Origin of the sequence: Donghicola eburneus, from assembly GCF_900115865.1 — a bacterium.
GTDB lineage: Bacteria > Pseudomonadota > Alphaproteobacteria > Rhodobacterales > Rhodobacteraceae > Donghicola > Donghicola eburneus.
The window spans coordinates 115123-130087 of record NZ_FOXY01000008.1 but is presented as its reverse complement, the minus strand read 5'-3'; the positions used below and the strand labels follow the sequence as shown (position 1 = coordinate 130087).

Here is a 14965-nt window from a genome sequence, read left to right as displayed (position 1 = left end):
GTCCCCTAACGTCGTCCTTAGCGCAGCACGCCTGCGTCTTTGAGTTTTTCTGCTTTTTCAGCGTCGTACCACCAGAAATCCAGATACCCCAGATCAAAACGAGGCAACTCATCTGGGTGGCCATACATGTCGTAATACGCGACCCAGTAAACATCGTTGTACCACGTCGGGATCAGGAACCGCTTCGCGCGGAAGACACGATCCAACGCGCGGGTGGCGGGTTCAATCTCGTCCAGCGTGGTGGCCGCAACAATCTCGTCGATCAGTGCGTCCACACCCGGATCGGCGAGGCCCGCGGGGTTGAACAGGCTGTAAGCCGCATCAGCCGAGCCGAACTGCTGCATCAGGCCGGTCGAGGGATGCTCATACATGCCATAAGCGGTGTAGATCATGTCGTAGTCGCGATCGCGACGGCGATTGGTGAACTGCGCCGGATCAATACGGTTGTAGGTGGCGTCGATGCCTAGAGCTTTCAGATTTTCGATGAAGGGCAGCACAATGCGGTCAAAGGTTGGGCTGTCTTCAATGATCTCAAGGCTAAGGACCTGACCATCTTTGCGGCGCATCCCGTCGTCTCCAGCAACCCATCCAGCATCTTCTAGCAAGCGTGACGCCTTGCGCAGGTTGCGACGATCCAGCTGGCTGTCGCCCGAGGTGTGGGGCATGACCGGCTCAGATGTTTGGATACCTTCGGGCAGAACGTCAGCGTATTTTTCAAGCAACGCGAGCTCGTTGCCTTCGGGCAAACCCTTGGCTGCAACAGGGCTATTTTCCCAGAACGAGGTGCGCTGCTGGAATAGGCCAAACTGCACCTGTTTGTTGGTCCATTCGAAATTGTAGGCCAGCCCAATCGCCTCGCGGACGCGGATGTCCTGCAGCTTTTCTTTGTCCAGATTAAAGACGAAACCAGCCGCTGCCGGCACGTTGCCGTTGGGCAACTCCTCTTTGACGACGTAGCCATCATTCAGATTCGGAAAATCATAGGCCGTGGCCCAAGACCGCGAACTGTTCTCTTGGCGGAAGGTGTAAGCGCCTGCCTTGAACCCCTCCATCGCGGCGTTGGAGTCGGCAAAATATTCGACACGGATTCGGTCGAAGTTGTTGCGCCCCTGATTGATCGGCAGGTGATCACCCCAGTAATCATCGCGGCGCTTGTATACGACGCGGCGGTTGATGTCGTAGCTTTCTAGCATGTAGGGACCAGACCCAAGCCCGGTTTCCATGCGGCTTTCATCCAAACGTGCGCCCGTTTCCTCGTACCATTTTTTCGAAAAAACCGGCTGACCACCAACCTGATCAATCAGCGATCGGCGCGGGATGTCTGGGGCAAAGGTGAATTTCACGGTGTAGTCATCAATGACTTCAGCCCCCAACACGCGCTTACCCACGGCTTCGCGGTAACTTTGCAGGGATTGCTCCATCATCAGGTTGTGGCTGAACACCACGTCATGAGCGGTCACGGGGCTGCCATCCGAAAACTTCGCTTCGGGACACATATTGAAGATCACCCACGATTTGTCTTCGGGATACTCCAGGCTCTCAGCAAGTAGGCCATAGTAGACCTCTTCTGCGTCAGACACCCCGATCAACAGCGATTCGAAGGGGATAGACGACAGCGACGCCGCCCGCCCCTTGCGCGAATAGGGATTCATGCTGTCAAACGTGCCGTCTGCGGAAATGGCAATCTCGCCGCCACGGGGCGCATCAGGGTTCACGTAATCCAGATGCTGGAAGTCTGCGGGGTAATTCAGCTCGCCAAAAAACGAATAGCCATATGTCGAGATAATCTCGCCTTCGCCCTCTTGGGCTTTGGCCATCGAGGCTCCGGCCAGAACGGCCAGACCAACCAAACCTCCCCAAAGCATCTGACGCATCATCGGACGCGGGTCAGGGCGCACGGCGCTGCGGACGGCGGCCTGACGGGGGCGAAGGGGTTGGCGCATGAAAACCTCCTGAAATATCGCTACTACGATCATATAGTTCGCAACGCTAAAGCGTGAAGCGACAAAAGTGCAAGTCGAGGATGTGTGAGCAAGCGTGAACAGGAGCTTAAAAAGCAAAAAGGCCGTCACAGAGGACGGCCCTTTCGAATAATCAATACGCTTAGCGGAGGATTAACCGCTGATGCTCTGCAGGTAGGCAATCAGGTCAGCGCGGTCTTCAACTTTCTTCAGACCAGCAAAGCCCATCGCGGTACCGGGTGCCGCACCTTTGGGGTTCTCGAGGAAGTGGTTCAGGTTCTCGGCGGTCCAAGTCTCACCAACTGCTTCGAGTGCGCCGGAGTAGCTGAAACCAGCCACTGCGTCGATCTCGCGGCCAACAACACCGTCAAGGTGCGGACCGGTTGCGTTCGAACCGTCAACTTTGTGGCAAGCTGCGCATTTCTTGAAAACGCGTTCGCCTTTGCCCGCGTCTGCGCTGGCAAGCAGGGTTGCAAAGTCAGGGCCTTCTTCTTCCTCTGCTGCACCGCCTGCATCCGCGACTTCGATGACATAGCCCTGTGCGTGCTCGTCACCGTGGCCTCCGCCCATCGCGTAAACTTCTTCAGCAACCCATTTGCCGAGAAGGAAAATCAGAAAGGCGCCACAAAATCCGCCCAGAACCTTGGTGAAGGTCATCGTATCAAGCATGGCTCGCGTCTCACTTCGTTAGCTGTTGCGGCTTCATATGCGCTTCCCCCCAATGGACGCAAGGTGTAGTTACCGCGACCAAACGCCCGATTTGGCAGAAATGGACGAAAAACATGGCAAAACGTATCGCTTTCCAGGGGGAACTTGGCGCTTATTCGCATCAGGCATGCCGTGAAGCGCGCCCAAATGATGAAGTAATGCCCTGCGCAACGTTTGAAGATGCCATCACTGCCGTAAAATCGGGCGAAGCTGACCTCGCCATGCTGCCCGTCGAAAATTCGACCTACGGCCGAGTCGCCGATATTCACTACCTTCTGCCCGAATCCGGCCTGCATATCGTCGACGAAGCCTTCGTGCGTGTCCGAATCACCTTGCTCGGAATCAAGGGCACCCAGTTGTCGCAGGTGAAATCCGCGATGTCCCACTCGATGCTGCTGGGGCAATGCCGGTCATTTCTGACAGAGCATGGTATTCAGCGTATCACCGGCGCCGACACTGCGGGATCAGCCCGCGAGATCGCCGAGCGCAATGACCCCGAACAGGCAGCGCTGGCGAGCGAGCTTGCTGGTGAGATCTACGGTCTGGATGTTTTGGCCAAGGACATTGAGGACGAGGGCACCAATACCACGCGCTTCCTGCTCATGCGGCCCGCGATTGACCTGACCCGTCGCGGGTCGGGGAAGATGATGACCACCTTTGTTTTCCGCGTTCGCAACATCCCCGCCGCTCTATACAAAGCGATGGGCGGATTCGCGACCAATGGCGTTAACATGACCAAGCTGGAGAGCTATATGGTCGGTGGCCACTTCACCGCGACGCAGTTCTATGCGGATATCGAGGGTCACCCCGAAGACGACAACGTACGTCTCGCGCTCGAAGAGCTGAGCTACTTCACCGATCATCTGAAAATTCTGGGGGTCTACCCCGCATCGCCGCGCCGCGACGGCTAAGAGAGCACGCCGCGCCTTAGCGCGCGGCCGATTTCTCCATCTCGCGAGCAAAGTCAGTCACCCGCTGCTTGAACCTCTTGTTAAGCTTCTGCTTCCCCAGCTTGAACGACTGGATCAACAAACGTGCTGGCAGACTGCGCGGCTTGAGTTCCAACTCCAATTGTAGCCGCGTCCGCTTCTTTGACAGGGGCGTGAGGTCCACGGTGAGATGGTGTAGCATGCCGCCAGATTTTCCTTCGAACATCATGCCGTTAGGGGGATCGTAGCTGATCATCTGCGCGTCCAGATGACGCTCCTTGCCCCGCAGCACAAAATCCATTTCCCACTGCATACCCGCACGGGCATCAGCATGGTTATCGAGACGACGAATCTTGACCCCACGGCGCAGGGCCGCACGCTCGAATTGATCGAGGTCGCTGACCTCCTCGAATACCTTGTCGAGGGGCAGATCGATGTCTTCTCGTGTGCTGAACTTCATGCTTCCATCAATTCCGTAATTTCAAAGAAACTCAATCTATCTTTCAATCTAACTGGTCAGAAAGCCACTTCTGTAACAGGAACTGGGCAATCGCCCCCTTGCGCGCCGGCTTCAACGTCGGGTGCTGTCCGACAAAGGCTTTGGCAACCTCTTCGCGGGTGAACCAAACCGCGTCCTCCAGCTCTGCGGGATCAAGCTTGATCTCCTTGGTCAGAGCTTCGCCGCGGAACCCAGTCATCAAGCTGGCAGGAAAGGCCCAAGGCTGACTTGCCAGATATTCGACGCGCCCGACTTTAATGCCCGCCTCTTCCATCACCTCGCGGCGGACGGCGGCCTCGAGCGTTTCGCCGGGCTCAACAAACCCTGCGAGCAGCGAATACATCCCCTCGGGCCAGCCCGGCGATCGACCCAGAAGCACAGAATTGCCATGGGTAATCAACATGATCACAACAGGGTCGGTTCGCGGGAAATGCTGGGACTTGCAGGCGTCACAGCTGCGCTGCCAACCGCCCTGCCCAACCTCGCTTTTTTCGCCGCAGCAGGCGCAGAACCCGTGACGGCGGTGCCACTCGACCATCGCCCGCAAGGTCGCCGCCAATTCGGCGTCCCGCGCGGTCAAGCGGGTCATAATCATTCTCAACTCGGCAAAGACCTGATCGCTGCGCAGCGTTGGGTGGCTTTGTTGTGTGGTGTCGACGAATCCACCCAGTTCAGAGCCATCCAGCCCCTCGGGCCAGTAATCTTTGAGCCAGTGACCAAACACAGGCCCACCCTTTTCCATGCCCAGAAAAAGGGCGTCGGCGTCGCATTCCGCTAAAATCGGGTGATCGTGCGACAGGCGAACCAGACTGTCCATTTCATCGCCCTCGACCAAGGGCTTGCCTTGCCACAAAACGATGTGCGTCCCGGTCGGGTCCCGCCGCAACTCTGCCAGAGCACTGACATCGCTACGCAAATGGGCCGCGCGATCTAGATCAGAGCCTCCGAATGTTACTGTCTCTGCGTCGCGCATTGCCGGTTCCTATCTTAATCTTCCAGCTTCATGCCACGCGGATGCACGCGCAGCAACGGCCTCTCTGCAGAAATGCTTATCGTCATGCACGCGTCATAGTTGCACTCTACCTGAATACCGGGAATGGATGGGAGTATGATGAAATGGTCGTTTCCAAATACAGAATTACACGTCGCAACTTTCTGGCAAGTACTGCAGCGGGCGGAACGATGATCGTTCTACACCCCTTTTCCGCACGCGCCGCTACCAATCAGGCGCACCTACGGATCATGGAGACAACGGATCTGCACGTGCATGTGTTTCCCTATGATTACTACGCGGACAGACCCATTGATACGGTCGGCCTCGCCCGCACGGCCTCTTACATAAAAGACATCCGTTCCGAGGCGACGAACAGCTTGCTCGTTGACAACGGGGATTTTCTACAAGGCAACCCTATGGGCGATTACATCGCCTACGAACGGGGCATGAAAGATGGGGACATGCACCCCGTCATCACAGCGATGAACACGCTGGGCTTCGATGCTTCGACCTTGGGTAACCACGAATTCAATTATGGCCTTAACTTCCTGATGAAATCACTGGCTGGCGCCAGTTTTCCTGTCGTCTCGGCCAATGTGGCGACGAAATTAGGTGCCTCCCCGACTCAGGACGAAGCACTGGTGAAGCCGTATGTGCTGCTGGACCGGACGATCACCGACGGAGCGGGCGAGTCGCACAAGATCAAGATCGGCCTGATCGGGTTTGTCCCGCCGCAGATCATGAACTGGGATTCGAAGCATCTGGTCGGCAATGTCGAAGCTCGCGACATTCTGGAAACAGCAGAAGCCTACGTCCCCGAGATGAAAGAACAAGGCGCGGATATTGTGATCGCCCTGTCCCACTCGGGCATCGGATCAGCCCAGCGAACTGACGGGATGGAGAACGCCTCGGTCCCGCTGGCCGAAATCGATGGCATTGACGCTCTGATGACCGGCCACAGCCACCTCGTATTCCCCAGCCCGACCTACGCAGAATATGCTGGTGTGGACGCCGAGGCTGGCACAATCCACGGCAAGCCCGCCGTCATGGGCGGGTTCTGGGGCAGCCACATGGGCCTGATAGACTTGATGCTGGAACGCGAAGGCGGCGAATGGCGCGTCGTAACCCACTCAGCCACCGTGCGCCCAATCTATGAACGCGGCGACGACCGCAGCATCACCCCGCTGGTCGAAAGCGACGACGCCGTGCTCGCATCTGTCCGACAGGAGCATAACGAAACGCTGGACTATGTGCGCCGCGCCGTGGGCAAGACCAGCGCGCCGCTCTACAGCTATTTCGCTTTGGTTGCCGACGATCCGTCCGTCCAAATCGTGTCGAATGCGCAGATGTGGTACATTGAACAGATGCTCGCAGACACCGAGTACGCGGGGCTGCCATTGCTCTCTGCGGCCGCGCCGTTCAAGGCGGGGGGCCGCGGCGGCCCTGACTACTACACCGACGTGCCAGTCGGCGATGTGGCGATCAAGAACGTCGCGGACCTGTATCTCTACCCCAACACGATTCGGGCGGTGAAAATTACTGGTGCGCAGCTAAAAGACTGGTTGGAACGCTCTGCCGGTATGTTCAACCAGATCACCGCAGGTGAACAGGACCAGACCCTGCTGAACCCCGACTTCCCCAGCTACAACTTCGACGTCATTGACGGGGTAACCTATCAGATCGACCTAACCCAGCCCTCGAAGTTCGGACCCAAGGGCGAAGACCTGAACCCAGAAGCGAACCGTATAGTGAACCTCTCATACGACGGCGCACCTGTTGATCCTGATCAGGAATTTATCGTCGCGACAAACAACTACCGCGCCAGCGGCGGTGGTGACTTCCCCGGAGCCAAGGGCAATACGATCATCTTCGAAGGGCCGGACACCAACCGCGATATCCTTGTCCGCTATATCGTCGATCAGGGTACGATCAATCCAACTGCTGACAACAACTGGTCATTTGCACCGGTGCCCGACACGACTGTGCTGTTCGAAACCGGCCCCAAAGCCAAAGCACATCTAGCGGACATCGCAGCCTTGGACATCACTGAGGCGGGCGAAGGCGACGAAGGCTTCGCGCTCTTCCGCATCGTTCTCTAAGCTGATAGCGATAACCCGAATGAGGGGCGGCCTTCGCGGGTCGCCCTTTCGGTTGTCAGGAGAGCGCGATGAAGTTTGACGCGGTTATTTTTGATCTGGACGGGACGCTGATCGACACAGAGGCTCTGGGCTGGCAAGCTGGACGTCGGGCCTTTGCCGAGCAAGGCATTGATCTGGAAGAAGACCTGTTCCACCAACTTGTCGGCCGCGACAAGCAAACCGGTGGCGCCATCATTCGCGCGCGATATGACGATGTGGATATGGCGCAGATCGAACGACGCTGGGCCGAGATTGTCGGAGAGCTGTATGCGACAGACGGCATCCCTCATAAGCCGGGCCTCTTGGACGCGCTCGCGGCGGTCGATGCGGCGGGCCTGCCCAAAGCGATCTGCACCTCGTCCCAGCAAGGTGAGGCGGAACTCAAGATGACCGCGACCGGACTGCACTCCCATTTCGATGTGGTTGTGACCGTCGCCCACGTGGAAAACGCAAAGCCCGCGCCCGAGCCCTATTTGCTGGCCGCGCAACAGCTGGGAGTTGCGCCCGGCCGTGCGCTTGCATTCGAAGATTCAGAGACCGGTGCGCAAGCGGCGTTCGCCGCAGGTTTGACGGTGGTTCAAGTGCCGGACGTCATCCCATCGTCGCGCCGATTTGCACATTTCGTAGCCGACGACCTGATGGCGGGACTGAAATGGGCGGGGATCATCGGATAATCCGCCCCCTTGCATTCTGTTTTCGAACGCCCTAAATGACGCCTTGAGAGGTTGGCGCGGGCGAGCGCCTCGCCAACCCGGTCAGGTCCGGAAGGAAGCAGCCGCAACGAGCCCCGCTTGGGTCGCTGTTCAACCTCTCACCTTTATTCCCCGACATCTTGATTTCGTGGAACCCACGCCAGTGGGGGCTTTGCCCCCGCCGCGCTGGTGCGCGTCTCCCCCAGAGTATTTTTGCCAAAGTGAAAGCAGCGGCGCTGGACCTTTGACAGGGTGAGCCTTAGGTTTGCCACGGAAGAATTGAGAGGCCCCATGAGCGAGACTGGACAGACTGCCTATCAGGTATTGGCGCGGAAATACCGCCCCGAAACCTTTGCCGATCTGGTCGGTCAGGACGCGATGGTGCGCACGCTGAAGAACGCCTTTGCTGCGGACCGGATTGCGCAGGCCTTCATCATGACCGGCATTCGTGGGACAGGTAAGACGACCACCGCGCGGATCATCGCCAAGGGCATGAACTGCATCGGGCCGGACGGAAATGGCGGGCCGACGACCGAGCCTTGTGGTCAGTGCGAGCACTGCACCGCGATCATGGAAGGGCGTCATGTCGACGTCATGGAGATGGACGCGGCCTCGCGCACCGGTGTGGGCGATATTCGTGAAATCATCGATTCTGTGCATTATCGGGCAGCTTCGGCGCGGTACAAAATCTACATCATCGACGAAGTTCACATGCTGTCGAACAGCGCGTTCAACGCGCTGCTCAAGACGCTGGAAGAGCCTCCGGCCCATGTGAAGTTCATCTTTGCCACGACCGAGATTCGCAAGGTTCCCGTGACCGTGCTATCGCGGTGTCAGCGGTTCGACCTGCGCCGGATCGAACCCGAGGTGATGATCGCGCTTTTGCGCAAGATCGCAGGCGCCGAAGGTGCCGAGATTTCCGATGATGCCTTGGCGTTGATCACCCGCGCTGCCGAAGGGTCAGCACGGGATGCGACTTCGCTGCTGGATCAGGCGATCAGCCATGGGGCGGGTGAGACCACCGCAGATCAAGTGCGTGCGATGCTGGGTCTGGCGGATCGTAGCCGCGTGATGGACCTGTTCGAGATGGTCATGGCCGGCGATGCCGCCGGAGCACTAACCGAACTGGGCTTGCAATACGCGGATGGGGCCGATCCCTTGGCCGTTCTGCGCGATATGGCCGAGATCACCCATTGGATCAGCGTGGTGAAGATCACGCCCGATGCCGCCGAGGACCCGACCATCAGTCCAGACGAGCGCCGCCGCGGTATTGATCTGGCGAACCGTTTGCCGATCCGATCAATGACCCGCATGTGGCAGATGCTGCTCAAGGCACTCGAGGAAGTGAGCGCTGCGCCCAACGCCATGATGGCCGCCGAGATGGCGATCATTCGCTTGACCCATGTGGCAGAGCTGCCAAGCCCCGAGGAGTTGGTACGTAAGCTGCAGCAAGACCCGCCGCGCGGCCCCGCGCCGAACGGGGGCCCCGCTGGCGGCGGAGGCAACGTAACAGCCCGCGGCTCTATGCCCACGCCAACCCATACTGGTCCCAGTGGTCCCGTTGCCCGTGGCGGAGCACAGCCGGTGACAGCACAGGCGAACCCGCTTGCGGCCTATGCGACATTCGAAAACGTTCTGGACCTGATCCGCACCCATCGCGACGTAAAACTCTTGATCGAAGTCGAGAATTACTTCCGGCTCGCGAAATACAGTCCCGGTCGAATTGAGTGCGAAGTGACGGACCAAGCACCGCGTGATCTGGCGCAACGCCTTGGGTCGCGATTGCAGGCATGGACAGGTGCGCGATGGGCCGTGATTGTGGTAGGCTCTGGCGGCGGCAACACGATTGCCGAAGTACGCGACGCCGAAGCCTTGGCCCTGCGACAGGAAGCAGAGGCACACCCGATGTTCGCAGCTGTGCGGGCCCTGTTCCCCAAGGCGCAAATCACAGAGATCCGCACGCAGGCTGAGCAGCAAGCAGAAGCGATGTCAGAGGCTCTGCCCGAAGTCGAAGATGAATGGGATCCTTTCGAGGATCAGTAACCACCCGAAACAGGAGAGACCCGATGTTCAAAGGTTTGGGCGCCATGGGCGACATGGCCAAGATGATGAAAACTGCTAAGGACATGCAGACCCGCATGACCGATCTGCAGGAAGAAATGAACGACATGACCGTCACTGGCGAAGCTGGGGCGGGTCTGGTCAAGGCGACCGCCAATGCCAAGGGCAAGGTAAAGTCGCTGGACATCGACCCTTCGATCTTTAGTGCCGAGGACAAAGAAGTGGTCGAGGACCTAATCCTTGCCGCGATCTCGAACGCGCAGGACAAGGCACAAGAAAAGGCCGCCGAAGAGATGCAGAAGCTGGCCGCCGAAATGGGCCTGCCTGCGGACATGAAGCTGCCGTTCTAGACGAATATGAGCAGCACCCGCGACATCGACAAGCTGATCGAGATGATGGCCCGCCTGCCTGGCTTGGGGCCTCGCTCGGCGCGGCGTGCTGTGCTGCAAATGATCCGCAAGCGGGGGCAGCTTTTGTCCCCTCTTGCCGAACAGATGGCCAAGGTCGCGGCAACCGCACGCGAATGCCTGAACTGCGGAAATATCGGGACCGAGGACATCTGCGACATCTGCCGGTCTGAAAAGCGCGCCACGGGCGAGATTTGCGTCGTCCAAGACGTCAGTGATCTGTGGGCAATGGAACGCGGCGCGGTTTTTGGCGGGCGGTACCATGTGCTTGGCGGTACGCTATCGGCACTTGATGATATCGGCCCAGAAGATATCCGCATTCCGCAGCTGGTCGCCCGTATCGAAAACGAACAGATCTCCGAAGTTATTCTGGCGCTGAACGCAACTGTAGACGGGCAAACCACCGCTCACTACATCGCGGACCAGCTGGATGGCCGCGTGCGCATAACTTCGCTTGCCCAAGGCGTCCCGATCGGCGGAGAACTGGATTATCTGGACGACGGCACAATTTCTGCCGCGCTCAAGGCACGTAGATCAATTTAATTTTAATAAATTGGAACTAAGTTAGCTTCACTGGGTTTAAGGTCCGGAATTTATTGAGGCTATTATAATGAATATTGAGCAAGCCCGCTGGCAGGACGAACAAAGGTTCTGGCTCGAAGGTCCTGCGTTCTACAATGACAAAATCGCTGAAGACGCGGTCATGGTACTCCCGAAGCCAACCGGCATTCTTTGCGGCAAGAAAATCCTCAATGTGATTGAAAAAGGTCCGCGCTGGGAATCGGTCGAGTTCGAGGACGAAATCGCGATGCGTCATGGATCGGCCTTTGTTTTGGCCTACGAGGCCCACGCCAAGCGCGGCAAAGACACCTATCGCGCGCTCTGCAGCTCGACCTACTGCGAAGCAGACGAAGGCTGGAAACTGATCGCACATAATCAGGTTCCTGTCTGACACGCAGCCCAAAACGCAAAAACCCGGCGCTAGGCCGGGTTTTTCGTGAACGGTATTCAAACTTATTTATCGTCGTCTTCGTCGTCGCTCGAGTTCGGCAAGTTGAAGAAGCTGTCCGCATCGCGGGTGTCGTCGAACTTATCCGCCTCTTCTTCCTGATCGTTCGTGTCAGATCCGAAGCTAAAGGTCTCCAGACCTTCGATCGCGGTGGGGATACGAGGCTCGGCCGAGTCCATGGACAGGCTTGCCTCGGTGCTAACCAGCGCGCGACGCTCGTCGTCCGACATCACGCCTTCGGCGCGACGCTTCTCGGCTGCTTTCTGGACGGCAAGGTCCAGTTCCGACTGCTTACACAGGCCCAGTGCGACGGGGTCGATCGGGTTGATGTTCGCAATGTTCCAGTGGGTGCGCTCGCGGATCGCTGCGATGGTCGGCTTGGTGGTGCCGACCAGCTTGGCGATCTGGCTGTCCGCCAGTTCGGGGTGGAACTTGACGAGCCACAGGATCGACGCCGGACGATCCTGACGCTTTGACAGGGGGGTGTAGCGCGGGCCGCGGCGCTTTTCCTCGCCCTGAGCCGCTTTGTTGAACTTGAGCTTCAGCTTGTGCATCGGATTATTTTCCGCGCGCTTGATCTCTTCGGCGTCCAACTGGTTGTTCGCGACGGGATCAAACCCACGCACCGAACCGGCCACATCGCCGTCGGCGATCCCCTGAATTTCCAGCTCGTGCATGCCGACGAAATCAGCGATCTGCTTGAACGACAGAGTGGTGTTGTCAACGAGCCATACAGCCGTTGCCTTCGCCATGATCGGTTTGCCCATGTGGTCACTCCTTGAATAGACTTCCCCCGTCGCCCGCCTTCGGGGCTGTCCTGCCTTGGCAGAACTGTTCACAATTTACGGGGAACTAAGCGGCGATATAGCGTGAAACGGGTAAAAGGAAAAGGGCAAATGCGTTGGGTGATAGGACTGCTACTTTCGACCGCTGTGGCACATGCCGAGGGCGACACAGCCGGTGAGTTCGACTACTACGTCATGGCCCTGAGCTGGAGCCCGACGTGGTGCGCAGTCGAAGGGGATGCGCGGGACGCCGAGCAGTGCGACACCGATCTGGGATGGAGCCTGCACGGCCTTTGGCCCCAGTTTCACCGCGGATATCCCAGTTATTGCAACACGGTAGAGCGTGCGCCATCTCGCCGCGAAACCAGCGAGATGGCCGATATCATGGGCTCTGGAGGGCTGGCGTGGCATCAGTGGAAAAAGCATGGCGTCTGCACTGGCCTAAGTTCAAACACCTATTTCGATCTGTCCCGTCAGGCCTATGAATCGATCACCCGTCCTGACGTCTTTCGCCGGTTGGAGGAAGAGGTCCGCCTGCCCGCATCTTTGGTCGAAGAAGCTTTTATCAAAGCGAATCCCCAGCTTGAGCCAGATATGCTGACGGTCACCTGCCGCGACCGCCGCATCCAAGAAGTCCGCATCTGCCTGTCCAAGGATTTGGACCCCGTGCCCTGCGGGCAGGACGTGGTGCGCGATTGCACGCAAAAGGATGCGCTGTTCGCCCCTATTCGCTAGGGGCGATGCCCTTTAGCTGACTTTCAGGACAATCTTGCCAATGTGCCCGCTGCTTTCCATGCGGGCATGCGCTTGGCTCGCTGCGTCCAAAGCAAATTCGCTATCCATCACGGGTTTGATCTGACCAGCGCTCAGGAGTGGCCAGACCTTTTCGCGCAATTCAGCCGCAATGCGCGCTTTGGCCAGATCACTCTGGGGGCGCAGGGTGCTGCCGGTGATCGTCAGACGGCGCATCATGACTTGGGCAAAGTTCAATTCAACCTTGGGCCCCTGCAGAAAGGCGATCTGCACCAAGCGTCCGTCATCGGCCAAGCCTTTGACGTTGCGTGGCAGGTAATCCCCACCGACCATATCAAGGATCAGGTTCGCGCCACCTTCGGCGCGCAGAACGTCCACGTAATCCTCTTCGCGGTAGTTGATGGCGCGCTCGGCCCCCAACTCCACACAGGCGGCGCATTTCTCGGCCGATCCGGCGGTGACGAACACGCGCGCGCCGAAATGGCGGGCCAGCTGGATCGCCGTGGTGCCGATCCCAGACGATCCACCGTGGATCAGGAACCGCTCGCCGGCCTGCAAGCCGCCCCGCTGAAAAACGTTCGACCACACGGTGAAGAAGGTCTCGGGCAGGCAGGCCGCCTGATCCATCGACATGCCATCAGGGATGGGCAAGCAGTGCGCTGCTGGCGTTGCCACATACTCTGCGTAGCCTCCACCAGGCAGCAGGGCGCAGACTTGATCGCCGACCTTCCACTCTGACACGCCTTCGCCCACAGCACTAACCTCGCCCGAAGCCTCAAGGCCCGGAAGGTCGCTTGCTCCCGGGGGCGGGTTATAGAGTCCTGCGCGCTGCAGAGCATCGGGGCGATTCACACCGGCATAGGCCACGCGGATCACAACTTCGCCTGCCTTTGGCGCCGGAATGTCACGCTGCGCTGAGGTCAGCACTTCGGGGCCGCCCGATTGAGCGATTTCGATCACGCGCATGTCTTGGGTCATTTCGTCCTCGGGTCAGCTTTGGGATTTCGGGGCCATGTGACCCGGCAATCCCTGATCGTTCAAGCGCGAAGGGGCCTTGATGTGCGAAAGTACCGCATTCGGCCCCGCCATCAGTTTGGACAGGAACGGGCTTTTGCGCACGGTCGCCTTCATCTTTTCGATCTGCATGACGTTCTCGATCCGGCGGTCGAGGAAGGCCCACGTCGCCTCGTGCCCTGCGCTTTCGTCCCCAAGCCAGTAGAGCACGGTCGAAGAATAAACGCCGGCCAGTGTCGCGCGCTTGGTGTACCAGTTCACATCGTCCGATGTGTCGCCAATCGAGTTCCAGATCGCGTCACAAGTCTGCCAGACCAGCTTGGTGCCGTCAGCGGCGTTCTGGGGTAGCGAAAACAGGGTCATGCCGCGGCGGACCAGCTCTTTGTCCTCGACCAGTTCCAGTCGCGTGCGCACGGCAAAGGTGATCTTTTCACGGATCTTCATTTCCGCAACATCGGGTTCGGCCATCCGCATCACCATTTGCGCGTCGCCTTCCTGATGAAACGCAATAGCTAGGTCGACGGCCCCACGAGGGCACACGGCGCTGGCCAAAACGGGGTCGATCCCAGTGTCGGCAACAGCCGCCTGATAGGCAGGGCGGGTCCATCCATCAAAGGGGACGTGCATCTTGATCGCGTCGAGAAGCTGTGCTTTGGGCGAGTCGGTCATATGTCTGCTCCGTCTGTTTCTCCGGATGCTAGACAAACTAGGGCGCCGATGCTATAGGGCCACCTCCTGCTATTGATTGAAACTCTAAACTAGAAAGGTGGTGACACCGGTATGCAGGTCAGTGTTCGTGACAACAATGTCGATCAGGCGCTCCGCGCCCTGAAGAAAAAGCTTCAACGTGAAGGCGTTTTCCGTGAAATGAAGCTTAAACAGCACTTCGAGAAGCCCTCTGAGAAGAAGGCACGCGAGAAGGCAGAAGCGATTCGCCGCGCTCGCAAGCTGGCACGTAAAAAGGCCCAGCGCGAAGGTCTATAAAGACATTCAGTCGCACTGAAAAAGAATTGAG

The 14965-nt window shown here is 58.5% G+C and carries 16 protein-coding genes and 1 other RNA gene; 10 read left to right on the top strand and 7 right to left on the bottom strand.

Translation table 11 applies throughout. The features are described 5' to 3' along the window. Nucleotides 1-17 precede the first annotated feature (17 nt). Together BM225_RS14885 and BM225_RS14880 are read right to left on the bottom strand one after the other, a co-directional pair. The gene (locus BM225_RS14885; RefSeq protein WP_092464825.1) at nucleotides 18-1943 is read right to left on the bottom strand and encodes an extracellular solute-binding protein; all 1926 of its coding nucleotides are present in this window, start codon (nucleotides 1941-1943) and stop codon (nucleotides 18-20) included. Between the two features lie 171 nt (nucleotides 1944-2114). After that, complete coding sequence (locus BM225_RS14880; protein WP_072709814.1) at nucleotides 2115-2630, bottom strand: c-type cytochrome; 516 nt, start codon at nucleotides 2628-2630, stop codon at nucleotides 2115-2117. Nucleotides 2631-2743: 113 nt separating this feature from the next. On the opposite strand from BM225_RS14880, the gene BM225_RS14875 reads away from it, so the two are divergent. Beyond that, nucleotides 2744-3580, top strand: coding sequence for a prephenate dehydratase (locus BM225_RS14875; protein ID WP_072709812.1), 837 nt, complete (start codon nucleotides 2744-2746; stop codon nucleotides 3578-3580). Between the two features lie 16 nt (nucleotides 3581-3596). On the opposite strand, the gene BM225_RS14870 is transcribed toward BM225_RS14875, so the two are convergent. Together BM225_RS14870 and nudC are read right to left on the bottom strand one after the other, a co-directional pair. Beyond that, nucleotides 3597-4058, bottom strand: a complete 462-nt coding sequence (locus tag BM225_RS14870; protein WP_072709810.1) for an SRPBCC family protein — start codon at nucleotides 4056-4058, stop codon at nucleotides 3597-3599. 43 nt (nucleotides 4059-4101) lie between these two features. After that, nucleotides 4102-5070 (bottom strand): NAD(+) diphosphatase, encoded by a 969-nt coding sequence (nudC, locus tag BM225_RS14865; protein ID WP_072709808.1) that lies wholly within the window; start codon nucleotides 5068-5070, stop codon nucleotides 4102-4104. Between the two features lie 209 nt (nucleotides 5071-5279). Between nudC and BM225_RS14860 the strand changes: the two genes are divergently transcribed. The 7 genes from BM225_RS14860 to BM225_RS14830 all read left to right on the top strand — a co-directional run bounded on the left by BM225_RS14860 (nucleotide 5280) and on the right by BM225_RS14830 (nucleotide 11341). Then, nucleotides 5280-7190, top strand: a complete 1911-nt coding sequence (locus BM225_RS14860; protein WP_420809856.1) for a bifunctional 2',3'-cyclic-nucleotide 2'-phosphodiesterase/3'-nucleotidase — start codon at nucleotides 5280-5282, stop codon at nucleotides 7188-7190. 68 nt (nucleotides 7191-7258) lie between these two features. After that, nucleotides 7259-7903 (top strand): HAD family hydrolase, encoded by a 645-nt coding sequence (locus BM225_RS14855; protein WP_072709804.1) that lies wholly within the window; start codon nucleotides 7259-7261, stop codon nucleotides 7901-7903. Nucleotides 7904-7948: 45 nt separating this feature from the next. Beyond that, an RNA gene (ffs, locus tag BM225_RS14850) (signal recognition particle sRNA small type) lies at nucleotides 7949-8045 on the top strand. A 167-nt stretch (nucleotides 8046-8212) separates the two neighbouring features. Beyond that, nucleotides 8213-9964, top strand: coding sequence for a DNA polymerase III subunit gamma/tau (locus BM225_RS14845; protein WP_072709801.1), 1752 nt, complete (start codon nucleotides 8213-8215; stop codon nucleotides 9962-9964). A gap of 23 nt (nucleotides 9965-9987) precedes the next feature. Further along, nucleotides 9988-10332 (top strand): YbaB/EbfC family nucleoid-associated protein, encoded by a 345-nt coding sequence (locus BM225_RS14840; RefSeq protein WP_072709799.1) that lies wholly within the window; start codon nucleotides 9988-9990, stop codon nucleotides 10330-10332. Between the two features lie 6 nt (nucleotides 10333-10338). After that, nucleotides 10339-10932, top strand: a complete 594-nt coding sequence (recR, locus tag BM225_RS14835; RefSeq protein ID WP_072709797.1) for a recombination mediator RecR — start codon at nucleotides 10339-10341, stop codon at nucleotides 10930-10932. A 67-nt stretch (nucleotides 10933-10999) separates the two neighbouring features. Further along, a complete protein-coding gene (locus BM225_RS14830; protein WP_072709780.1) occupies nucleotides 11000-11341 on the top strand; it encodes a hypothetical protein in 342 nt (113 codons plus the stop codon). Between the two features lie 62 nt (nucleotides 11342-11403). Here the strand turns inward: BM225_RS14830 and BM225_RS14825 are convergent, their stop codons facing one another. Further along, a complete protein-coding gene (locus tag BM225_RS14825) occupies nucleotides 11404-12165 on the bottom strand; it encodes a DUF1013 domain-containing protein (RefSeq protein ID WP_072709778.1) in 762 nt (253 codons plus the stop codon). Nucleotides 12166-12294: 129 nt separating this feature from the next. Between BM225_RS14825 and BM225_RS14820 the strand changes: the two genes are divergently transcribed. Next, nucleotides 12295-12918 carry a ribonuclease T2 family protein gene (locus BM225_RS14820; protein ID WP_072709777.1) on the top strand — a complete coding sequence of 208 codons (624 nt, stop codon included), beginning with the start codon at nucleotides 12295-12297 and terminating at the stop codon, nucleotides 12916-12918. Nucleotides 12919-12930: 12 nt separating this feature from the next. Here the strand turns inward: BM225_RS14820 and BM225_RS14815 are convergent, their stop codons facing one another. After that, a complete protein-coding gene (locus BM225_RS14815) occupies nucleotides 12931-13914 on the bottom strand; it encodes an NAD(P)H-quinone oxidoreductase (protein WP_072709775.1) in 984 nt (327 codons plus the stop codon). A 12-nt stretch (nucleotides 13915-13926) separates the two neighbouring features. Continuing rightward, nucleotides 13927-14619: a COQ9 family protein gene (locus BM225_RS14810; protein ID WP_072709773.1), complete on the bottom strand. Its 693-nt coding sequence runs from the start codon at nucleotides 14617-14619 to the stop codon at nucleotides 13927-13929. A gap of 111 nt (nucleotides 14620-14730) precedes the next feature. On the opposite strand from BM225_RS14810, the gene rpsU reads away from it, so the two are divergent. After that, nucleotides 14731-14934, top strand: coding sequence for a 30S ribosomal protein S21 (rpsU, locus tag BM225_RS14805; RefSeq protein ID WP_072709771.1), 204 nt, complete (start codon nucleotides 14731-14733; stop codon nucleotides 14932-14934). Nucleotides 14935-14965: the final 31 nt, after the last annotated feature.